Origin of the sequence: Paenibacillus tabacirhizosphaerae, from assembly GCF_040812395.1 — a bacterium.
Lineage (GTDB): Bacteria > Bacillota > Bacilli > Paenibacillales > NBRC-103111 > Paenibacillus_E.
Map to the genome: position 1 here is coordinate 282,685 of NZ_JBFNXH010000005.1, position 21,867 is coordinate 304,551.

The window sequence follows — 21,867 nt, forward strand, 5'->3', positions numbered from 1 at the left end:
ACGATTATCGATCCCGTTTGTCAGAGTATAAAGGATCTGTTATCATGAATACAAATCATATTATTCATATTTATATGAAAGGAATTCATATGAACTTTTCGCAACTCCAGTGTTTCGTCGCACTTGCTGAGCTAGGGAGTTTTACTGAAGCGGCAGATACAGTTAATTTGACGCAGTCCGCAGTGAGCCATGCCCTGTCAGCTCTTGAAAAAGAGCTTGGTGTAACCCTGCTTGACCGTAACCGCAAAGGCATGGTGACACTTACCCCTGTCGGGCACACCATCATTCCACACGTTCGTGAGCTTCTTGCTCAAGCAGAAGCCATCGAGCAGGAGGCAAAGACAGAGGCGCATGGCCAAATAATCGGCAAGCTTCGTCTAGGAAACATTCTCTCTATCTGCCCTGGTCTGTTAGCCGGTGTATTGAACGTTTTTCAACGGAACTATCCGCATGTGGAAGTGGTGCTCTTCGAGGGCACGATGAAAGAAGTCGGCGATTGGATTGAAAGCAGCATTGTGGATGTCGGTTTCGTGCTTCATCCCGCCAAAGAAAGCACACTGATTACGACAGATGAGCTTTGCGTAGTCGTTCCTTCCGGACATCGCCTTAATGACCGGGAATCAGTGACTCCTGGGGAGCTGCGCGAAGAAGGATTTATTATGGCAAAGACCGAATGCGCATTCACCCTAATGGAGATTGCTGGTCTTGAACCAAACAAGTTTTCTCCGCAGTTCAGCTATCAAGCCACTGACAGCGCAACCGTACTCGCCATGGTCCGTGAAGGACTCGGTATCACACTCTTGCCTCGTATGATGCTTCCCAAACATCTGGACGGAGTCTCTGCGCTCTCGCTGGTCCCGCCCCGACATTTGCAGATCGGACTCGCTGTGAAATCGCAAGAAACGGCTTCCCCAGGAGCTGCCGCCTTCATCCAAACGGCGTTAGCCTGGAAGCAGGACCTGGTCACTCTGCCTTCCCGTTCGTCGCGATAACAAGACCGAATTCCTCAGTTCAACAAGATGCGAGTAAGCATTTCTCTATCCGGAATCTCAAATTGCTCGCCGAACATCAATTTGAAAGAAGCCAATCCTTGCGTAGCGGAAATGTACATCGCCGCAAGTTGAAAAGGATCTCCCTTCACGAATTCCCCCGTCTCCTGGCCTTCTTTTACAATGATGGCCAGGTTTTCTATTGCCTGCTTTTTCCTGTCCAGCAATTTCTTGTTTTCTTCCTCATTATCCGTTTCATAGAGCTGGGAGATGAGAATGAAATAATAGATGCCATCCTCTTTATGAACAGCATACAGAAAAGTGTCTGCAAAGCGTGCAATCTTGTCTTTTGCGCTTATGTTCATGTGAATGAATGACTCCAGAACGCTTTGAGATTTGTCCATAGCTTCGTTCGCCAAGGATAGATAAAGCTCATCTTTGGATTTATAGTAATGGTAAATAAGACCCAAACTCACATTTGCATTTTTGGCGATTTCTTTGATATTCGTAGCGGCTACTCCCTTTCTGGCAAAAAGGAATAAGCCCGATTTTTTCAGCTTATGGATCGTAAGTAATCTCATTTCTTCGAACTGTTCTTTAGGTTTTGGCATCGGTTTACTCCAGTTTTTATTGAATTTATTTTCAATAATAGTTTTTTTGGAGGGATTTGTAAACTTTCGAGTTGACCGAATACCAAAATACGTTTATTATTGAATTAATTTTCAATCAATAATAAAAAGGAGGACATAAAAATGACATCAACTACCGCCATCACTAGGAATCAACTCCATTCCTTTACCTCATCCAACGTGACTTCACAGGATGGTACTCTCATTGGCTACCAAAGCATCGGTAATGGGCCTGGGGTTATTATCATCCCCGGGGCACTTAGCACCTCGAATGAGTTTACGTCCTTTGCTCGTGAATTATCCGATTCATTCACAGCCCATGTTATCGATCGACGGGGACGTGGGAACAGTGGACCGCAAGGAAAGGCATACTCCATTATCAAGGAATGCGAGGATCTTAAAGCCCTGCAAGAAGAAACGGGAGCCACTTATTTATTCGGCCACAGCTATGGTGGACTTGTAGCTTTGGAGACTGCGCGAACGCATTCTTCCTTTACCAAAATAGCGCTTTATGAGCCCGGCGTTTCCATTCAGTCAGAGGCATTGGATTGGAATTGGATTACCGAGTATGAAACCGCGATGGATAAGCAAGATTTCAGAGGAGCCTTTACCAGTTTCGCACGAGGATCAGGGCACACACCCTTAAACAAATTTCCTAAATGGTATGCTTCCTTCATGTTGCGTCTTTTTGTTCGTGGAGACCATTGGCATCAGATCCAAAAGCTATTGCCTGAAAATTTAAATGAGCACAGAGAAGTCCGGCGTCTAGAGAACACGTTCAGCAATTATCAAACAGTCCTTGCCGATTTACTGCTCCTGTCCGGACAGAAGAGTCCAGCTTTTGTACATCAAATGATTGACGTATTGGATCAGACAATTGCGCATACGCAAACGATGAAGCTCCCGAAGCTGCACCACCTTTCTCCTGAAAATGAACATTCTCCGCTCGTAGTTGCCCGGGCTGTAAAGGACTATTTTCTTAACAAATAATGAATAACCGCCCCTATGTCCCCACTCATGATAATTTACTTGCGTTGCGATTATCAGCATAATGATGGTGCATTCGTTCATGTTTCGCAAAATTCATTGGACACGTTCACTAATTTTTTTTGAGAAACAGGGCATACATCCATACTCCATCTAGATGATTGACATATAGTAATTTTGTGAAGGGAGGGATTAACATGAGTTGTGGAACTAATGTTGGTTACGGCGGTTACACTAGCACAGCTGTAGTCCTCGTATTGTACATCCTTTTGGTTATCGTACTGAGCACTTTCGGCTTTGGCTGGTAAATAAAAAAAAACGGCTGGGACGATGGATTCCGTTCCGGCCGTTTGGCTTACATAGAGGAATTTAGATAACAAAATAATACCCGTTAAAATATCCGATCGTCATTACGACTTGAAGGATCATAAACAACATGAAATAAAATAGTCTGGAGCTTTCCCACTTGGATGTTAATGTCACCGCGTAATAATATAACGGAATGCTAACCATCATATAGCGGACAACGCTGACAAGAAATAAAGGCTGGCTGGAGAACGGAATGACAATAAGCAGCACGCCATATCCGAAAAACAAAAGTTCATGACCATTACGGAAAATATGTTTCACATGCACCAGGAAATAAACAATAAACAGGAGAAAAACAGCTGTGGATATCGTAAAAGCAATCAGTCCATTGTCCCAGCCATCGAGGGTGGCAAAGTAAGGCTTTTTCAAAAAGCCAACATAGTTTTTGAATGGTTGGGTCGTGTATCGGAACCAATGCAAGCTTTGTTCATGAAACGGTGCGAGCAAGTCGCCTGTCACTGCTTTCATATGTAGCAAATAGATGCCCATCGGAATAAGCGACAGCAAGCTGTAAAGCGCCCATTTTGCATATCGCCACGTCCATTTCTGCCCTTCGTTCAATCCAACCGTACCGATGACAAAGGCCAAATTCACAAATCCAGGCACTCTCGTGACTGTCGATAAGCTAGCCGCCAGGAAAGCCAGCGCGTACTGCCGATTGCCTGCATAATAAATTGATGCCGCCGATAGCAGCAAAAAAAGGCTTTCCGTATAAGGTACGGAATAATACAACGAAGCCGGATAAAAAATAACAAGCAATAATACTGTTCTTGCCTGCCGTTCAGTAAGTCCGCGCTGCAGCGCTATGAAATACATGTACACCAATGCCGCAATTAGGCAAAGATTCGAAATAACGATGCCTACCACTGCGGGTTCGACTCTTATGATAAGTCTAATCAAGTAAATCAGAAGCGGATACAAAGGGAAAAACACCCAGTTAGCCGCTGTATGCGACTCATTCATGCGATAGCGATCGTAGCCTTCTGTTGCAATTTTCAAATAAGAGTACGTATCGAATTTAATAAAATCCTCTAGTTGGAGCTTCCTCGTGCTCTCCATTTCCTGCGGAAGCTTCATTGTCCATTCAGACATGCTGCCAGGCGCATTCTGTTGATAAACCGGCGCAGACGAATACTGGCTGAACAGGTTCATCCCCACATAGCCCGTGAACAGCATAAGCGCTCGGCTCACAAGGACAAGCAGCACGATCGAAAGTATAATGCGAACCGGAATTCGCTTCTTGCTCCTATCCATTCTCATGACTCTCCGCCATCTCCAATTCCAACTTGTTCCTCTATATAAATTTACAGTATTTAGAACTTTCAACCAAGTTAAGGGTTTGTAAAGGTGAGCGTTCCCCGGTTCTACTTCGCGCTGCCTTCTTCTCTTTTCCCTATCACGTCTTCCATCAGCGATACCGACGGAACTACGATGCCTTATTCCGCGGCAACGTCCCTTTCCTCCCCCTGAAGCGGAACTAGGGTGCGTTAAATGAGCGAAACTGTGCCTACAGCCCAGCATTTTCCGCTCATAACGTACTGTAGTTCCGCGAAACGTCCCTACAACCGAAAATACCGCCTCATAAAGCATCTACGTTCCGCTCACCCGTGCAAAAAGCTGTAAAAAAACAAAACGGCCCCCCAGTGAAATGCTGGGGAATAGCCGTTAAATAACCACCTATGATTTCAACTTCAAATCATAAGCCTCATCTTCGTAGGTTTGAACTAAATCCAATTCTCTGTGTGAGCCCAACAACTTCCTGAACATGCCTTTTTTCTCAAGAGCAAGCTGCTTATATTCACCGTTCTGTACAATCCGTCCTTGATCTAACACGATTACTTGATCTGCATTTCGAATGGTTGAGAAGCGATGAGCAATGACAAGGAGGGTTGTCCTCCCTCTCAATCGATCTAATACTTCTTGAATTTTCGTCTCATTTTCAGTATCCAATGCACTTGTTGCCTCATCCAGGACTAAAATAGAGGGATTACGAAGCAATGCGCGGCCGAGAACAAGTCTCTGTCGTTCACCGCCGGAAAGTTTAATGCCCCGATCGCCAATAAGCGCATCCAAACCTTGAGGAAGTTTTCTCACAAATTCTGCAGCAGAGGAAGATTCTAACGCTTCCCAGATTTGTTCGTCTGTGGCATTAGGCTTGACCAAGAGGAGATTCTCCCTGATGCTTGCATGGAACAGAAATGGATCCTGGGGCACATAACTGATAGAACGCCTTAGAGATTCTAATGTTTCTCCTTTCAAGGGCTTCCCATCAATAAGCACCTGCCCTTTTTCCGGCTGTATCAATCCCATAATGATATCAATTAATGTGCTTTTGCCGGCACCGGATCTTCCTACTATAGCGGTCATCTGATTGGCCGGTATTTGTAAATTAATATCATGAAGCGCATAATCATGCTCTGCAAATTGATAACGGAAATAAACCTCTTTGCATGCGATTTCTTGTACCATATATAAGGGCGTGTCGTTACCCTGCACTTGGATAACGTCATCCGTCTCTGCCGCTTCCTTCGTTTTCTGTTCAAGCTCTATTAAATTCTTAAAAGATGGAATATACGATGACACTTGTTCTAAATTTGACTGAATATTAATAAATCTCGGCCACAACCGAGAAAAAATGACAATAATCAGGATCAATTGTTCCGCGCGAGCATGGAATAATATGACCGACATATATAAAAATCCAGCCATTAATACGACTGACGCTGTCCGGTACAACAACTGAGAGGCAGTTTTTAATTTATTAAACGATTCTTGCTCATATTTTAATCTTTCCGACAACGTGCGGACCCAATTTAATCTCGAATATTCTAATTGGTTACTTTTTACTTCTTTAATTCCATTGAAGAGATCGGTTATACCTGCCATATACTTTTGTGACGTCTCAACGGTATGATTGCCAAGAATCGCGGCATTTCTGGAAAATTTCCGTGAAAAAATTGCCAAAAGGACTCCACAACCTACAATAAACGCAGTTATCGCAGGAGATAACCAGAAGGCCAAACCGATCTGGATAATTGTAAAAATCAGAGTAGTTACCGCCTGAAAAAACAAATATATACCACCGTTAACACGCGGCATCTCCGTTGTTAACGAGTTGACGATATCCGATTTTCTCCGATTTAAATAGAAATCCCAGTTGGCAGCCAACAAATTGCGATGAATGCGCAAACGAAAATAGTGGGTGAAATTTTGGTGGATATCTGAGTTTTGTAGCGTTAAATAACGCTGCAATACATTCTGAGAAATCGAAATGAACAAAAAAATTCCTAAGACCAATAGCAATCCGACAGGGATCGACAAGCCTTTTAGAAATGAAAATAACTCGGTCACTGGATTCATGCCGAAACTAACACTTACGATGCCACTGATGCTTAACAAAGGAATTAAAAGAAGGGTCCCTAACCCATCCAGTAAACTAACGAAGACCATACCCAATAAATTTAGATATAACCGCTTCCCCGTAAATTTGGACAGTTGCTTCACATAATGCAATACAGCATTCATTGTTTACCTCCATTGCATGCTGGCACGTGCCTCATATAATTACGGTCTATGCACAGTTTTAGCGAATTTCCCAACAACTGTAAATCTCTTCATTTCTTCAGCTCCTGTAATGTAGAAATCGCCGCTGCGCAGCCAGGCATGAGCAGCCATTTCTCCTGATTTCTCTCTTGCCGTCCCCAAATATAAAGTGCTTTCGATATGGCGCCTGCGCAGCATTTTCATCCCGGCTATTGCCCTGACCAGACATTTGCTATCCCAGATTGTGTGACGGCTCATCGTATGAACGGCATAGGATACCTTCTTTATGCTTGCACGATCCAGCGTATCATCCATTTGAGGAGTTTCTTGCATATAATGACCAAGCGAAGGAGAAATCATCTTAAAAGGGAGAAGAACTAGCATGCGAGCGCATCCTAAATAAATGAAAGCCTCTATTAAAATAAGCATCCTGTCAGTATCCATTGAAAGAAACTTTCTCCATTTATTTAACGTTTTCATTGCTTCGCTACTAAGCCTTCATCAATGAGTTGTTCTAAAAAAGTAACAACTTGTTCCTCGCACCGCTCTTGTCCCACCTCGTACTCTGCCATTAAATTGGCAACCAAATCCTGTACCGTGATTGGTGCGCTAATGCCGCTCCAAATAGAACCGCCAATCTGGCCGAGATTGTAGTATTTCCCATTATTAATGCCTAACATGACGGTTTCCCCGTCCATATCGCTTACGATATATCCCGACTCCTGAACAATAACATCATCCAATTGGACATGCTTATTTTTAATCATCTTAAGTTCATTCCTTTCCAATCGCTGATAAAATTAAAGAGGACAACTGATGCGCAGTAAATTCCGTTACTGGCCGTCTAAGTTGAAAACAATCGATTTTGTTAACGATGCTGGTCGTTGTATGAAAATGCCACTCTGTTAATCCACTATTTGCAAGGAGATAATTACGATATGTATGGCGATACAAGAGGTGCAGTCTTTCCAACTTTTGAATAGGCTTAAGCTCCACTTCTGCACTATCCGTCTTAACCAGCTCAAATACACCGGCAAGCGGGAGCGCTTCTGTCGAAAATTGGGAACGCACAGGTATCGCAAACTTCGTTTCGCGATCAAACACAGGACGGAATTGATCCGCTTGCATACCAAAAAAGTCCAGGCTCTCTTGCCAAAGTTTTTGCTGCGGGTAAGCTGGCGTTACATAAGGTATGTTCCCCTCCCCGAGAGATACAGCAATTACATCATCGCTTAACAAGCGAAATCCGCGTTGCAGAAACGCCGAAGCTAGTGTCGACTTCCCATTTCCCGAATCGCCGATAAACGCATATGCCTTGTTGTCGACGACTACCGCACTACCGTGCATTGGAAGCACTTTTCTTTGCAATAATATGGCACCCATACAGGTTCCAAGCAAATACAGACGAATTTTGTCTACATCTGCACCAATTGCCGGCGAAACGAAAATGTCACGACCTCCAACAACGGAAAAAATCGCGGTTTCCGAAATCTCGAACATAACAAGATTCTCTTGCACTACTAGTTTTCTTGGTGGAGTCGACAACTCTGACCATGTTTCGGTTAAGTCCTTTATTTGAACCGAAATGTCTACTTCAGCGTTATGATCACCAACCTCTTGCAACTCAGGCAAGGCAATATCGCTTTCCAAATAGTAGCCAAAAGCTTTGTAAACCGCTTTATTTATTGTAATAATCAATTGTCTCACTCCATCATAAGTTACGAATAAATCATACAATATAAGTGAAAACCCTTATACCATAATGTTGCGTATAAGGGTATCACTGTACAACCTTTTTTGTCGCCATAATTAGCTTGTGTAGTTAACTGTTTCATCTGGATCCGGTTGAAAAGAATCCGGAGTTGCAGTTCCTGGGCCAGCCATTGTCATGCTAACTGGCAGTACTTCCAATGTAGGAGCATTCCATTCTTTTTTCATATTTTCACCTCCCTTCAAAAGTTTTTTTGTAAAAATCGATGGACGATTAAACTGCGCATTAACAATTTAATAGTTGGCTTATAGGCATTCTCCGGCCGCGGACCCTTCTTTGCCTCTTCAATCGCATCCTGAATCGCCGGCATGTTAACAATTTGCTGCATGCGAGTATCTTTGCTTACTTGCTCAAGCTCTTGGATGAATGCCGACCAATCAGGCACCATGCGATGGATCGAATCCGCAGCTTGAATCCCTCGCACACGTTGATTCAGTCTGATTTGATCGGGCAAGTAGCCCTCTGTCGAACGTCTAATTAACGCCCGATCCACACCTTGTTGAACAAATTGCTCGATGGGAAGCGACAGACAATATCGTATCACTCGCAAATCGTTGGTTGGATCATGCCCCCATACCGAATAACGCAGGGATAGCTTTGCACTGCTTGTACCGGTAGTGCTCCACATATTCACACGGTTAAACTGCTGGTTTCTGGCTTCAATTGGATCCGATGGTAAATCATCCAGGGATCCGATCCCTATAAATTTGCTATCTGCCAGTTTCTCATAGATGCCGGTACGCTTTGCGAAATCCGAATTAATAAGCTGCGGTAACTCATCTAAAGCGTTTATCGGGAACATACGTTCTAAAAATGGGAACGCTTTTCTACCGACAACAGAATATATTCGCTTTCTGCCAACGCCGACTTTCCCGCCATATTGATTAATCTCTTGGAATAACTGAACCCACTTCAACTTCTTCAATAAGATCTTATAATAATCAACTGCTGAGCCCCACGAAATACTGTAGTTTCCACGCGCTCCATTCAAGAGGATACCTATCCCTTGTTGCTGGGCATGTTCGAAAATCCCTTTCGTCCAAAATGAATTTTCAAAAAACTTATACGGCATCTCCAGGATGTCAAGCCACTCGTCTATTTCGGAGAGTGGACTTTTACCTTTGAAATCCAGGTAGTTGTCGTTAATATTCCCAACATGTTGAACAGTCGCTTGAATAAGCGGCTTTTCGTTAGCCAATTTATATTTTGGTGTCCAATCGACGAACTCATCTTCAGGCACATAACTGAATGTATGAAGCAGACGATTTTCCTTTCTTAAAGCTCTGGCAGCAAAGCTTACGACAGAGCCGGAATCCAATCCTCCACTTAAATGAGCACCAACTTGCCGGTGGGTACGCAATCTTGAGGTAACTGCACGACCGAATACATCACGGAATGCTTCCTCATAGTCCTCATTGGACTTCAGCTTTAGAGGGGATATCTCAGCTAAACTAAAATATCTGGCTAGGGTAACCTTATTATTGGCGACTGTAATCGTATGGGACGGCTGCAGTTGCTCAATATGTTTATACACGGTGACTGAAAGATCGGGGGGTTCGAATACCCCGGCGATAGCTAGAAATTCAGCAAGCCATTGTTCATTGAGTTGTTTTGTAATATGAGGGAGTGAAAATAAGGGTTTAATGAGGGTACAGAAAGAAAACTGATGTTCATTGCGATGGAAATAAAGCGTTCGTGCTCCGGAGAAATCTCTTGCTCCAAACAACATTCGTTTGTTCTCATCCCAAATCATAAAGGCAAAATCACCGACCAAATGCTGCGGCAATTGCTCTCCCCATTTTTGATAGGCAAGCAATATGATTTGGCTATCTGTCATGCTTTGCTTGTATGAATGTTCAACCTGCAATTGATCCATTAATTCTTCTCTATTATCGAGAATCACATCTGCAGTAATAGCCAGACGCATTTGATGATTGTAATATGGTAAGGTTTCCTGAATTGACTCTGTTGTCATCCACTGAGCATGGCAGCCTAGCAAAATGTTATCTTTATGCCATACAGCAGCTTGATCTGCCGGATAGTGTTGAAGAGCCTCCATCAGAAGATTACCATGTTCGACAACAGCGGATTCTCCGTTAAAATGATAGATTCCGGCAATAGCACTCATTGTTTGTGTTTCCCCCATTTATGTATTCATTCAACACGTTTATCTATAATGAGCCTTGTCGTTTATTCATTTATGATACGTATTGTATCATATGGTTCAGAAATTTCAAGCACTTTTTTTAAGGCTGTACATTTTCTTTTTTGAATATCGTATTTCCCCCAAATTTATTGCCTTTTCTCGCTCTATTATTGAAGAGATTAGTCATTATATTTTGCATCTCCTCAACTTTAAAGCTTGATTATGTTTTCAGCACCCCTTGTCTATGATACATATTGTATTATAATTTCAGAAAATTTCAATACTTATTTAAAAAATTTATTAAATTTTTATCAACCGATTTTTACCAACCGATATTAAGATCATGTGTAGCTTATCGACAAGGTTAATATTCTCCTGAATTTGCGCTATAATGAAGCTTGATCACGATTTACATATAATTTCCTATTCAGGATGGAGACGAGGCAAAAGTGGCTACTCCCGTTTTGACCATTGTGGTCCCTTGTTACAATGAAGAAGAAGTGCTGCCGGAAACGGTTTTTCAGCTTAGCGGCGTGCTTGATGCCTTCATACAGGATAAACTGATTTCAAGTGAAAGCACCATGCTGCTGGTCGATGACGGCAGTAAAGATAAGACATGGGAGCTCATTGAACGCTTCCATATATCGAATTCATTCGTAACCGGCCTTAAATTAGCACGGAATGCGGGACACCAAAGCGCGCTGCTCGCAGGCCTTATGAAGGCCAAATCTTACTCGGACTGCGTCGTTTCGATCGATGCCGATCTGCAAGATGATGTGAGTGCGATTCGCGATTTTATCGTCAAATATCATGAAGGCTACGATATCGTGTATGGCGTGCGGCAGGACCGCTCCTCGGATACTTTTTTCAAGCGGGCAACGGCCCAAGGCTTCTATAAGCTCATGACTTCCATGGGTGTGAACATTCAATACAATCACGCGGATTTCCGTTTGATGAGCCGCCGCACGCTGGACAAATTGGAAAATTTCCAGGAAGTGAATTTATTTCTGCGAGGTATGGTGCCATTGATTGGCTTCCCCTCAACCAAAGTATTTTATGACCGCAAAGAACGTTTCGCCGGAGAATCCAAATATCCGCTGAAGAAAATGCTCGCCTTTGCTTTCGACGGCATCACGTCATTCAGTGTAACGCCAATCCGTTTTGTCACAATGATGGGGTTCCTCCTGTTTGCCCTGAGTGTCGTCGCTGCTCTGTATGCGATTATCGGGAAAATTATGGGGGCCAATGTCACCGGCTGGACATCTCTCGTTCTCTCCGTCTGGTTTATCGGAGGCGTTCAACTGCTGGCGCTAGGTTTAATTGGAGAGTATATTGGGAAAATATATAAGGAAGTGAAGCGCCGTCCTCTCTTTGTCATTGAAAAGGATTTGGCAGCTAGCGAGCATGAAGACCGTGTTCCTAAGCCCACCCCAGCTTCTTCGGCGGGTCGATAATCGAATGGGCATGGATAAACTGCGAACTTGGATTACGGGCAGCTTTGCCCGCTTCTTGCTTGTTGGACTGTTCAATACGCTGATTGGACTCACAACCAGCTTCGCTCTATTTAATATGCTGCATCTCAATTACTGGATGTCTACATTTGCCGGAAATACCGTTGGCGCCATCGTCAGCTATACGTTGAACCGCACGTTTACGTTTCGTTCCAAAGTCAGTGTACAGCGCAGTTGGTGGAAATTTGCGCTGGTTATTTTGTTCTGTTACGGAATATCGTATGGGATCAGCTGGCTGCTGGCTAATGCTCTTTCCTTCTTATTGCCTGATCTGCACACAAGCTGGCTGCATAATGGCGCAATACTAATAGGAAATGGTATCTATACCATTGGTAATTATCTGGGCCACAAATATTTCACGTTCCGCAAGAACGGACCAGGCAGGACAGAAGGGCAGCTGAAGAGGAGCTAGACATGAGTAAGCATATCAGATGGGATGTATGTGCGCTCCTTGCAGGGGCAGGGGTTTTGAGCTTTCTTCTGTTTGTAGGGCCCATCCTCGGCGTAGCCGATAACGGAGATTTCCTGCGGATCATGGGCTCTGTGGGCCTGAGTTATCCGAATCCGACGGAGCCATTTCAAGATAGATACTTCGCTTTCATGCACAAACAGTTTGCGATGAATACCCCGGGGGATGGCGCCTATATCTCTTCGGAAGTGATTGTCGTTTTCCTGGCAACGCTTGTAGCCAGACTGTTTAACTGGAATTTGTTCGATATTCGTTTTCTGGGAGCGCTGTACAGCGTACTGCTGCTAATTGCTTTTTCTTGCTTTCTGCAACTAAAGCTGCTCTCCTCGAAGGCGGCCAAGATCAGCTTTACGGTTGTTTTCCTCCTGATTTTCTTCGACGCAGGCTACACCGCTTACTTTAACTCCTTCTTTGGGGAGCCGATGGCGTTCATCTTTTTGTTATTAACGCTGGCTGCCGCTCTGCGATTAACCCAAGACCGTCAACCGCGAACCGCATGGTTCGTCTTTTTTATTCTTTGCGCCATGTTCATGGCCGCTTCGAAGATCCAAAATGCGCCTACAGGCATCATTCTGGCGCTGCTCGCCCTCCGTTTGCTCCCTTTATCCAGCAGCAAGGTATGGAAACGAACTGGATTCCCGTTGACCGTCGGATTAATTCTGATATCTACTGCGATCTATGTCACCGCTCCCAAAGAGCTGAGAATGATTAATCAATACCAGTCTGTCTTCTACGGCATTCTGAAAGATTCCCCGACGCCCGAACGGGATCTGATGTCGTTAGGCCTGGATCCGAGCCTGTCCATACTGGCGAATACGAACTTTTTCATGCCAGATACCCCCATTCCCCAGCAAAGCGATCAGCTTAAACAATCGTTCTACCCGTACATCAGCCATGGTAAAATCGCACTCTTCTACCTAAGCCATCCTTCCCGTTATTGGGACAAGCTTAGCGTAACGGCGAAACATGCCATGACGATACATATAGATTACCTGGGCAATCACGAAAAAGCAGCTGGCTTCGAGCCCGGGACAGGCTCCAATTCCTTTAACCTTTGGAGCGAGTTGAAAGATAAAGTTCTGCCTCATTCGATTTGGTTTTTGATTGTGTTCTGGGTATTGTACTATACGGTTTTGCTGGCGCTGTACACGGGAGAACCAGCGCGCAATCAACGAGCGGCCTATGAAATATTCATGTCCGTTGGCGTCATTGCCGGCGTAGCGTTCTTAGTCCCATTGATTGGGGACGGTGAAGCCGACATGGAGAAGCATCTCTTCCTGTTCAACGTATGCTTCGATATCATGTTCACGGTGTCACTGGTTTGGATCATTCATCGGTGTGTTATTTTTATGAGAGAACGGGCATCCTACTCACATCTAAACTAGTCGAGGTGATGGTAATGGCTCGAAGAAGAAGCAACCGGGCGATAGTTCCGGGATCCGAATACGGTCTTGGACAGCTCAAAGCCCAAGTTATGAAAAATCAGGGCTACGCTGTCAACCCGGATCGTCCCGATCTGGTGAAATACGAAGTTGCCCGTACACTAGGCGTACCGCTGCAGCCCGGATACAACGGACAGCTTCGCTCTGAAGACGCCGGTAGGGTCGGCGGTCCTATTGGCGGCGCGATGGTTCGCGAGCTCGTGCGCATGGCACAGCAGCAGTTGGCGGATCAACGCCCTCCGCAGCGATAAGCTAGGGGATAATGCCATATTCCGCCGCGGGTTCACATATGCTAGAAGCAAGCCGCTTTCAGCGCTTACTTTCGATGTAGAAATCAGGTGATACCCGTTGGAACCGAAAGGCAACCGTTCGCCAAAGCCCGATTGGAAAGGGCTGCATGCACAATCGGGAGATGTGCTCGGGCCTGATTTCTGGCAAGATATTGCCAGTATTATTCCATTAACGGGACCCCGAGTGGATATGTACGAAACACCGCAAGAGCTCGTCATTGTGGCTGAAGTTCCAGGACTATCCTCCCCCGAACAAATTAAGCTGATCTTCCAGGATCAAAGGTTACTTATGCGCGGGACGCTCGTACGTCCCTATCAGGTGCTTGATCAGCACATGTTGCTGTCGGAGCGGTTTTTCGGCGAATTCGAGAGAAGCATTCGTCTTCCTGGCAGAGCTGCAACCGACCACATGCAGGCCCGTTATCATAACGGACTACTCATCATTCGGATTCCGCTGACTCCGGCAAATGGAGAGAAACAGATTCCGATTCAGTTCACTTAACGTTCGGGTTCTTGAAACCGGACGTTATTTGTTTACAAAAAAAGAAATGAATCTTCGTTTGTCCCCATATAAATAGAATGATTGAGCAAATTCGGATTTATATGGAGGGGTTTACGATGGTACGGATTCAATTTCAAACTATTCATATTGACGACATCTCGGAGACGTCCAGTGTGAATCATGGGACGAATCGAATCATTGGCAGGCGTCATTCTGCGAAAAGCAATCAAGGCTTAGGTGACATAAACGGCGAGCATAATACAGTCATCCACGGCAAACATCTTGTCCACGATGGGGACACCTTCGATATGATAAAGCCTAAACGAAAGAGTTGAACACAGATGGGATGGTGGTTTCAGAAGCCAAAGCCTCCTCCGATGCCTAATCAGCCTCCGCAGCCTGCATCTGCGTCACCAGCGAATCCTTCCATCAGGCAGTTGGAATTGCGCTTGCAGGAACTGGAGGAACACATTGCGAGCCTCGCAGCCAAACGTCCAGAGATTCGGATCGATACCCTCCATATCCATCAACCTGTCCTCGAGAATTTAACGTTCCGCTTGGATCAGCTCGAGATCAAAGAGTTGAGCGGTTCATTGAATCTTGGCAATAATTTCGGTGCGAAGCCGAACAGTCCATCACCGAAAGGCGAAGAAACCTTGAAGAAAGCGGGTGAGTTCAAAGGAAAGGCGCCTTCCCCTGCGCACTTCGATAAGACTGCCGCAAACTCAACTGCCGATATGCACAGGGAACGCCCTCCAGATAGATCGCCTTTAGATGCTCCCTTGGCGAATACAGAGCGAACATCCACTGGCTATCGGATTACTCCTCAATCGAAACCAACAGGAGGTGTTTAATCTTGTCATCCTTCATGTCGCCCACTTTCATTATTGGTTCGATTCGGATAGGATCGGTACAAAGCGCATCTTGCATCAATATGGGAAATAATTGGCCAACTGACTTCCAAAGCAATCAGAAGACAGTCCAAGGCTTCGGCTCGGTCGAGGGTGACCATAATCAGTTGGTCGGCACACGGTCCTTGCTGAATGATTCAGATTTCCTGGATATGCTAAATGTAGAGGATGGCGTTACGCCCGAATGGCTGCAGCAAATGATTGCCAATCAAGCCCAAACCTCAGGCATAGTCGCAGCTGCGGAAACCGCGCAGGCCATGCAGACGGCCGCCCCACATCCGCATGAAGCAGCATCTGAAGCAAAGTAAGCAGCTTTTCATACCCGGCCAATAATAAAATCACCCTTCGTGTACGGCGCATCAATCACATCATTATCGTAAACGGCATTGATATTATGTTCTACTCGGTTGTTTTCTCCACTAACAGAACCTAATCCGCTATTATCTTTGCCGCTTGTGGACCAATTTATTTGTGTATTCGTTCCGATAAAAATACCGGAAGCATCCGATATTGCATTGACGTGAATGGAATCAAATTGAATGAGCGGCGGTTCCAGTACGGCGAGCTCGGCTGGTTTTCTCCACATGGCTCTCACCTACACTTGATTATTGACAGCCGGCTTGAAATCCTGATCATTAATAGGCGCATCGATAAAATCGTTATCACAAATGAGGTTTACGATATTGGAGGATATCGTATTTCCAATAAACTGACCCGTTCCATAGTTATTCTTACTGTGAGAATCCCAACTGGATTGTGCATTCTCCCCGATCCCGATCGACGCATTCGTGTTTATACTATTTACATTGATCATGTTAAAAACGATGGAACTCGGCATGCTGCTCACTCCTGTCTGTGCGTGGGTTCTAGCACAAACCGCTGAAACCCATATGTTAGCCTATTCGCCTCATGCCCGAAAGGTGCGGAACCGATAAGCCCACACGCAAACAAGGAAAAAGGCTATTCCCAAGCAAAATGATTGCTTCGGGAACAGCCTTTTATTAAGGTTTACGATCAGAACCAGAGACCTGGACCGCCAAAGCCTCCACCGAAGCCTCCGCCGTAAAAGTTACCCCCGCCGTACGGGTAACCGAAGCCTCCGCCGTAGCCGTAAGGCCCATAAGCGTAAGGCGCCGTGCCAATAGCCAACAAATCAAACAAAACCAATGGAATGATCGCTTTTGTTTGAACTTGTTTACCTTTTTGCGGAGAAACAATCAGCGTGTTTCCGTTGATGCGAACCAATTTGCCAGAAACTCTTGTTCCATCTTTTTTGACGGCAAAGATTTTTTTCCCGATCCATTTTTTCACATCATCTTTGCGAATTTGGGATGCCACAAGTGTCCACCTCCTCCATGAATAACCAGTGATACATTGCTCTACAGTGTACGACTAGGAAGGCGCATTCGCTTGGACAGCCGTCCATTTTCCCCGAAAAATACGCAGATGCCTTTGCAAAAAAACAGCCTCTTCTGAATGAAGAGACTGCTCGAATAGCTGTTGCTGACTGCTAGGCTTTGCGAATCTTGCCAAGCTCCGACGTTATTGCGTCAATTTCACTAATGCTGAAGTTATCCTTGCTGGCGACCAAGTCGTATAAGTCCTTCAAATCCTCGTAAACTTCCTGCTTTACATTCGATGCTTTGATCGAGCCTCCGGTAGCCATGCGCAGCTTTTTCTTAATTTCTTCAAACATATATTCCACGTTTTCTTCTGACCAAATGTTCAAATCCATTGCTTTATGTTCATCCTTCCTCTAAGCACGTGTTCCACAAGAGAGAACGAGCTCCCTCTTTTGTTATTCTAAAGCACTTATTGCGCATTGTAAAATAAAATCAGGTTGTCATTGCTTTCCCGTCGCAAACACGAATAAAAGTCCCTGATTTGCCGTAAGTAAGCAGCAATCCAGAGACTTTTCAATCCTTTACCGTATGTATCTAGGCAGATTCTGTGTTAACGAGTGTCACATGAGGTCGATGCTGTTCAAGGACATCCAAATTCAAGCTCAAACAAATGAGACGAACCTGCTCTTCAGCCAACTTCCGCGCATCCTCGTAGGATTGCTTGTATTGAATGCAGTACGATATAAGACCATGCAGGGACATGAACACATTCCAGGGCAGCGTGTACTTCTTGCTCTCAGCTCCTGGTTGACCAGCAAGCACTTGTCTGAGGACAATGGCGAACATCTCCAAGCACTGCGCTTGTTCTGTTCGTGAGTATTGTTGAAGCTCAGGCTCATTAATCATAAACATCATTTCATAGTGATTCGGATTGCTCAGACCAAACCAAATGAATTCCAGCATTAGCTTCTGCAGCAGATTTACGCTAAAACCATGCTCTCGCAGAACCATTTCCCGCTGGCGTTGCAGCAGCATAGAGAAATCATCTTTAATTAACGCATAAAACAGTTCCGCTTTCTCGTTAAAATGATAATATAATGCGCCATGGCTGTACCCCATTGCTTTTGCGATGCTGCGCATCGTTAAAGCGCGATAGCCATAGGTATTGAATAATTCTCGTGCTTCTGCAAGTATTCTCTCTCTGCTAAGCTCTTGCGTGACTGCTTTCCTCGCCATTCCTAATCCCTCCGCATCCTCAGCTGTATGAAATTGTGATAGTGCCCGAACCCGCCCGCGAAGTGGACATGTTACACTGCCTCTTTAAGGCAGGTTCTTATGATTGATATACTCGTTATCTCCTACGAAAATGACCCCTTGACCTTGTGTAAAATCTGTTGCCCAACTGACAAATGCATCTGCTGCTTCCGCTAATGGATAACAGGATACAGTCACCTTATCCGTAAACTGGATGTCCCCAAGCAGCATGTCCTGATTTCTAAGCTCATTCTCCAGCTTGCCGTACCACGTGTAGTCAACCTCTATCATGACCTGCTGATGATTGACCTTGTAGATGGGCTGTGCCGCTTCAATACCTACTACTGCTCCGTCCGTATATGCTCGAATAAGACCCCCAGCCCCAAGCATGATCCCACCGAAATAACGCGTGACGACAACGGCGACATTCTTGAGTCCTTGGTGCTTGATCACTTCCAGAATCGGCTTGCCTGCAGTTCCGCTCGGTTCCCCGTCATCAGATTGCTTCTGAATCTGATCCCTCTCTCCGATTACATAGGCGGAACAATTATGCGTGGCCAGCTTGTGTTCTTTCTTGATCGATTCAATGAACTGGATAGCTTCTTCTTCTGATTCTACCGGTCTAGCATGACCGATGAAACGCGACTTCTTGATGATGATTTCCGACGATCCGTACGATTGGATGGTTTTGAAATGTGCTAGCATAGCCGACCTTTCTTGGTAGAAAGAAACATCTGTTTCATTTCATTCTACACGCATCAGATTACTTCGACAATATAGAAAGAAAATTTACCACACAAATAATGGAAAAAACGACCTCTCCCGAAGGACAGATCGTTCCGTTTCCCAAATGCTTATTTCTGCAAGCGCGCTTCCAGCTCCGCTTTTTCTTTTTCGTAACCCGGTTTGCCAAGCAGCGCAAACATGTTCTTTTTATAAGCTTCAACGCCTGGTTGATCAAAAGGATTCACGCCCATCAGATAACCGCTGATGCCGCATGCTTTTTCAAAGAAATAGACCATATATCCGAACGTGTAAGGCGTCATATCCGGCAGCGTGACGATCAGATTCGGAACATTTCCGTCCGTATGCGCAAGCATCGTGCCTTCAAATGCTTTCTTGTTCACGAAATCCATTGTTTTGCCGCTTAGGAAGTTCAGCCCGTCCAAATCGTCTGCGTCCGTTCCGATCGTAATGTGGTCTGCTACTTGATCGACTTGAATGACCGTTTCGAACAGGATGCGATTACCGTCTTGAACGAATTGCCCCATGGAGTGCAGGTCCGTCGAGAAGTCTACGGAAGCGGGGTAAATCCCTTTGTAATCCTTGCCTTCGCTTTCTCCGAACAATTGCTTCCACCACTCGGAAACGAAGTGCAGAGAAGGCTCGTAATTGACGAGGATTTCAATCGTTTTTCCTTTGCGATAAAGCGAGTTACGCACGGCTGCATATTGATAGCTCTGGTTCTCGCTCAGATTCGGGTTGGAGAACTCTTGCTGCGCGTCGGCTGCACCCTTCATGATTGCTTCAACATCGATGCCTGCTGTCGCGATTGGCAATAGGCCAACGGCTGTAAGCACTGAATAGCGGCCGCCTACATCATCGGGAATGACGAATGATTCGTAGCCTTCAGCAGTAGCAAGCGTCTTGAGTGCGCCCTTCGCTTGATCCGTAGTTGCGTAAATACGTTTACGCGCCGCTTCTTTTCCGTATTTTTTCTCCAATAGCTCGCGGAAAATGCGGAAAGCAATCGCAGGCTCTGTCGTTGTACCCGACTTGGAAATGACATTCACCGAGAAATCTTTACCTTCCAGAAGCTGAAGCAGGTGTGTCACATAGGTAGAACTGATATTATTTCCTACGAAATAAATCTCAGGAGTTTTACGTTTGTCTTTAGGTAAAATGTTATAGAACGAATGCGACAGCATCTCAAGAGCTGCACGCGCGCCAAGATATGAACCCCCAATTCCGATCACGATCAACACGTCAGAGTCGGATTGAATTTGCTTGGCAGCTGCCTGGATGCGGGCGAATTCCTCGCGATTGTAATTTTCCGGAAGATCAACCCATCCTAAGTAATCGGAGCCTGCACCTGTTTTATTGTGCAGCTGTTCATGGGCTAACTTCACTTGCCCTGACAGATAATCAATTTCATGCTGTGAAAAAAAGGATAAGGCCTTGCTGTAGTCAAACTGTAACTTTTTGCTCATTATAGTCTCCTCCAACTCTATATTTTTCCTTTTCCTAGCATACTTATTTGCCCGTCCAAATGCAAGTGAAGAAGGCATTATACAAGGCTTATTTCGCATGATAGAATTATGGTAAAATTAAACTCGAGGTGATTTTACATGAAACGTATCGGCTTTATTGGACTTGGCACTATGGGCAAACCTATGGCGGCCAACCTGATTCAAAAAGGTTACAGCGTAACCGTATATAATCGGACTGCTGAGAAAGCGGACGAGCTGGTGAGTTTGGGCGCAGATGCAGCCTTAACCCCTGCGGAAGCAACCCGCAGTTCGGATGTCCTCATCACCATGCTTAGCAATGATGCTGCTTTGCTGGAGACGTTCTACAGCGAGCAAGGCATTCTGAGCGGCCTTCATCCAGCACTGACCATCATCGATTGCAGCACGGTGGCTCCGCAAACGAGCCAGCGGCTGGCTGAAGAACTTGCTGCGCATTTCGTCGATTTCCTCGATGCACCTGTTACCGGCAGTAAGCCAGCCGCGGAAGCAGGAACGCTCACTTTCATGGTGGGGGGCAGCAAGGAAGTATTCGACGAGCATCAGGACGTATTCTCCTCACTCGGCAGCAAAATTCTGCATATGGGCCCTTCGGGCTCAGGCTCCTATACAAAACTCGCCCACAATACGATGGTGGGCATCAATCTGGTCGGCTTGGCTGAAGGTCTTGCTTTAGCAACGAAGTCAGGCCTGGACCCTGCCCAGTTCCTTGAAATCGTAAGCGCTGGCTCAGCCAACAGCCGACAAGCGGAACTGAAAGGCGGTAAAATCGTCGGACGCGATTTCAGCAATCAGTTCTCCCTGAAGCTGATGCTGAAGGATCTTCTGCTTGCGCAAGAGCTGACAGGCAAGTTCCAACTGCCGACGCCGATGCTGCACGCGGCTACAGGCCTCTTCCAGATGGGCCTTAGCAAAGGCCTCGGCGAGCAAGATCTGAGCGCCGTCGTGCAATGCTACGAGGACTGGATGGGGCAGCCAGTTGCCCGACATAGCGAAGAGGCTGCTGCCGCCGCCCAGGCAAAACCAGCTTCCCCGCTTAGCGGCAGCGAACGTCGCCGCAACACGCGCGTTAAGCTGGATATCAAGCTTATGCTATCGATTTACCAGTGGGAGCAGGAAGGCTCCTTCTCCGGTCAAAACATCGAAGGATCGCTCTTCGATTTGTCTGAGAGCGGCCTGCAAATTACATCCGACTTCCCGCTTGCGCCGGATATGTTCGTCGTCCTCCACTTCCCGCAGGAAGCGGAGCTGCCTCCGATCACGGCTCGCGTGATCCGTATTGAAACGAATGGCCAGCAATTCCGCTACGGCTGCATGTTGTCCGGTCTGCCGCCGTACGTACGCATTAAGCTGGAGCAATTCATTGAGCAGCATATTGAGCAAGCTTTGTAAGCGACTGAATAGACGTAAGCAAATTAACTATTATAGAGTTAACACGTGACACATGAAGTACATGCTGTCTTTC

General features: G+C 45.6%; 27 protein-coding genes. 12 read left to right on the plus strand and 15 right to left on the minus strand.

Features of this window, described 5'->3' with window-relative positions; translation table 11 throughout:
- Positions 1-44: 44 nt before the first annotated feature.
- On the plus strand, positions 45-992 hold the full coding sequence (locus ABRS97_RS11925) for a LysR family transcriptional regulator (RefSeq protein WP_367814076.1): 948 nt from the start codon (positions 45-47) through the stop codon (positions 990-992).
- A gap of 14 nt (positions 993-1,006) precedes the next feature.
- Here the strand turns inward: ABRS97_RS11925 and ABRS97_RS11930 are convergent, their stop codons facing one another.
- Positions 1,007-1,600 carry a TetR/AcrR family transcriptional regulator gene (locus tag ABRS97_RS11930; protein ID WP_367814078.1) on the minus strand — a complete coding sequence of 198 codons (594 nt, stop codon included), beginning with the start codon at positions 1,598-1,600 and terminating at the stop codon, positions 1,007-1,009.
- Positions 1,601-1,741: 141 nt separating this feature from the next.
- Here ABRS97_RS11930 and ABRS97_RS11935 point away from each other — a divergent pair, with 141 nt between their 5' ends.
- A complete protein-coding gene (locus tag ABRS97_RS11935) occupies positions 1,742-2,608 on the plus strand; it encodes an alpha/beta fold hydrolase (protein ID WP_367814080.1) in 867 nt (288 codons plus the stop codon).
- 194 nt (positions 2,609-2,802) lie between these two features.
- On the plus strand, positions 2,803-2,913 hold the full coding sequence (locus ABRS97_RS11940; protein ID WP_367814081.1) for a YjcZ family sporulation protein: 111 nt from the start codon (positions 2,803-2,805) through the stop codon (positions 2,911-2,913).
- Between the two features lie 61 nt (positions 2,914-2,974).
- Here ABRS97_RS11940 and ABRS97_RS11945 read toward each other — a convergent pair whose 3' ends face one another.
- The 7 genes from ABRS97_RS11945 to ABRS97_RS11975 all read right to left on the minus strand — a co-directional run bounded on the left by ABRS97_RS11945 (position 2,975) and on the right by ABRS97_RS11975 (position 10,416).
- Positions 2,975-4,228 (minus strand): mannosyltransferase family protein, encoded by a 1,254-nt coding sequence (locus ABRS97_RS11945; protein ID WP_367814083.1) that lies wholly within the window; start codon positions 4,226-4,228, stop codon positions 2,975-2,977.
- 423 nt (positions 4,229-4,651) lie between these two features.
- Positions 4,652-6,499, minus strand: a complete 1,848-nt coding sequence (locus tag ABRS97_RS11950; RefSeq protein ID WP_367814085.1) for an ABC transporter ATP-binding protein — start codon at positions 6,497-6,499, stop codon at positions 4,652-4,654.
- A 39-nt stretch (positions 6,500-6,538) separates the two neighbouring features.
- Entirely contained in the window at positions 6,539-6,997 is a 459-nt protein-coding gene (locus ABRS97_RS11955) for a lasso peptide biosynthesis B2 protein (RefSeq protein WP_367814087.1), read from the minus strand.
- Positions 6,994-7,284 (minus strand): lasso peptide biosynthesis PqqD family chaperone, encoded by a 291-nt coding sequence (locus ABRS97_RS11960; RefSeq protein ID WP_367814089.1) that lies wholly within the window; start codon positions 7,282-7,284, stop codon positions 6,994-6,996. Before ABRS97_RS11960 ends, ABRS97_RS11955 begins: the two co-directional genes overlap by 4 nt.
- A 7-nt stretch (positions 7,285-7,291) precedes the next feature.
- Positions 7,292-8,215, minus strand: a complete 924-nt coding sequence (locus ABRS97_RS11965) for an aldolase (protein WP_367814091.1) — start codon at positions 8,213-8,215, stop codon at positions 7,292-7,294.
- 111 nt (positions 8,216-8,326) lie between these two features.
- Positions 8,327-8,455, minus strand: coding sequence for a paeninodin family lasso peptide (locus tag ABRS97_RS11970; protein WP_367814093.1), 129 nt, complete (start codon positions 8,453-8,455; stop codon positions 8,327-8,329).
- Positions 8,456-8,469: 14 nt separating this feature from the next.
- Positions 8,470-10,416 (minus strand): asparagine synthase-related protein, encoded by a 1,947-nt coding sequence (locus ABRS97_RS11975; RefSeq protein ID WP_367814096.1) that lies wholly within the window; start codon positions 10,414-10,416, stop codon positions 8,470-8,472.
- 467 nt (positions 10,417-10,883) lie between these two features.
- Here ABRS97_RS11975 and ABRS97_RS11980 point away from each other — a divergent pair, with 467 nt between their 5' ends.
- From ABRS97_RS11980 to ABRS97_RS12015, 8 genes are all read left to right on the plus strand, one after another.
- Positions 10,884-11,888, plus strand: coding sequence for a glycosyltransferase family 2 protein (locus ABRS97_RS11980; RefSeq protein WP_367814098.1), 1,005 nt, complete (start codon positions 10,884-10,886; stop codon positions 11,886-11,888).
- 4 nt (positions 11,889-11,892) lie between these two features.
- A complete protein-coding gene (locus ABRS97_RS11985) occupies positions 11,893-12,357 on the plus strand; it encodes a GtrA family protein (protein WP_367814100.1) in 465 nt (154 codons plus the stop codon).
- A gap of 2 nt (positions 12,358-12,359) precedes the next feature.
- Positions 12,360-13,799: a glycan biosynthesis hexose transferase WsfD gene (gene wsfD, locus ABRS97_RS11990; RefSeq protein ID WP_367814102.1), complete on the plus strand. Its 1,440-nt coding sequence runs from the start codon at positions 12,360-12,362 to the stop codon at positions 13,797-13,799.
- A 14-nt stretch (positions 13,800-13,813) separates the two neighbouring features.
- Positions 13,814-14,107 carry an alpha/beta-type small acid-soluble spore protein gene (locus ABRS97_RS11995; protein WP_367814104.1) on the plus strand — a complete coding sequence of 98 codons (294 nt, stop codon included), beginning with the start codon at positions 13,814-13,816 and terminating at the stop codon, positions 14,105-14,107.
- A 97-nt stretch (positions 14,108-14,204) separates the two neighbouring features.
- On the plus strand, positions 14,205-14,648 hold the full coding sequence (locus tag ABRS97_RS12000) for an Hsp20/alpha crystallin family protein (protein WP_367814106.1): 444 nt from the start codon (positions 14,205-14,207) through the stop codon (positions 14,646-14,648).
- A gap of 116 nt (positions 14,649-14,764) precedes the next feature.
- Complete coding sequence (locus tag ABRS97_RS12005) at positions 14,765-14,983, plus strand: hypothetical protein (protein WP_367814108.1); 219 nt, start codon at positions 14,765-14,767, stop codon at positions 14,981-14,983.
- A gap of 6 nt (positions 14,984-14,989) precedes the next feature.
- On the plus strand, positions 14,990-15,502 hold the full coding sequence (locus ABRS97_RS12010; RefSeq protein ID WP_367814109.1) for a hypothetical protein: 513 nt from the start codon (positions 14,990-14,992) through the stop codon (positions 15,500-15,502).
- 2 nt (positions 15,503-15,504) lie between these two features.
- Positions 15,505-15,867: a hypothetical protein gene (locus tag ABRS97_RS12015; RefSeq protein WP_367814110.1), complete on the plus strand. Its 363-nt coding sequence runs from the start codon at positions 15,505-15,507 to the stop codon at positions 15,865-15,867.
- Between the two features lie 8 nt (positions 15,868-15,875).
- Here the strand turns inward: ABRS97_RS12015 and ABRS97_RS12020 are convergent, their stop codons facing one another.
- The 7 genes from ABRS97_RS12020 to ABRS97_RS12050 all read right to left on the minus strand — a co-directional run bounded on the left by ABRS97_RS12020 (position 15,876) and on the right by ABRS97_RS12050 (position 20,366).
- Positions 15,876-16,145, minus strand: a complete 270-nt coding sequence (locus tag ABRS97_RS12020; RefSeq protein WP_367814112.1) for a hypothetical protein — start codon at positions 16,143-16,145, stop codon at positions 15,876-15,878.
- A 9-nt stretch (positions 16,146-16,154) separates the two neighbouring features.
- Entirely contained in the window at positions 16,155-16,397 is a 243-nt protein-coding gene (locus ABRS97_RS12025) for a spore germination protein (protein ID WP_367814114.1), read from the minus strand.
- A 176-nt stretch (positions 16,398-16,573) separates the two neighbouring features.
- On the minus strand, positions 16,574-16,897 hold the full coding sequence (locus tag ABRS97_RS12030; RefSeq protein WP_367814116.1) for a hypothetical protein: 324 nt from the start codon (positions 16,895-16,897) through the stop codon (positions 16,574-16,576).
- A 172-nt stretch (positions 16,898-17,069) separates the two neighbouring features.
- Entirely contained in the window at positions 17,070-17,294 is a 225-nt protein-coding gene (locus ABRS97_RS12035) for a DUF1128 domain-containing protein (RefSeq protein WP_367814118.1), read from the minus strand.
- A gap of 202 nt (positions 17,295-17,496) precedes the next feature.
- Positions 17,497-18,138, minus strand: a complete 642-nt coding sequence (locus tag ABRS97_RS12040) for a TetR/AcrR family transcriptional regulator (protein ID WP_367814120.1) — start codon at positions 18,136-18,138, stop codon at positions 17,497-17,499.
- Between the two features lie 84 nt (positions 18,139-18,222).
- Positions 18,223-18,861, minus strand: coding sequence for a YigZ family protein (locus tag ABRS97_RS12045; protein WP_367814122.1), 639 nt, complete (start codon positions 18,859-18,861; stop codon positions 18,223-18,225).
- A gap of 149 nt (positions 18,862-19,010) precedes the next feature.
- A complete protein-coding gene (locus ABRS97_RS12050; RefSeq protein WP_367814124.1) occupies positions 19,011-20,366 on the minus strand; it encodes a glucose-6-phosphate isomerase in 1,356 nt (451 codons plus the stop codon).
- 138 nt (positions 20,367-20,504) lie between these two features.
- Between ABRS97_RS12050 and ABRS97_RS12055 the strand changes: the two genes are divergently transcribed.
- Entirely contained in the window at positions 20,505-21,794 is a 1,290-nt protein-coding gene (locus ABRS97_RS12055; protein ID WP_367814126.1) for an NAD(P)-binding domain-containing protein, read from the plus strand.
- Positions 21,795-21,867 lie beyond the last annotated feature (73 nt).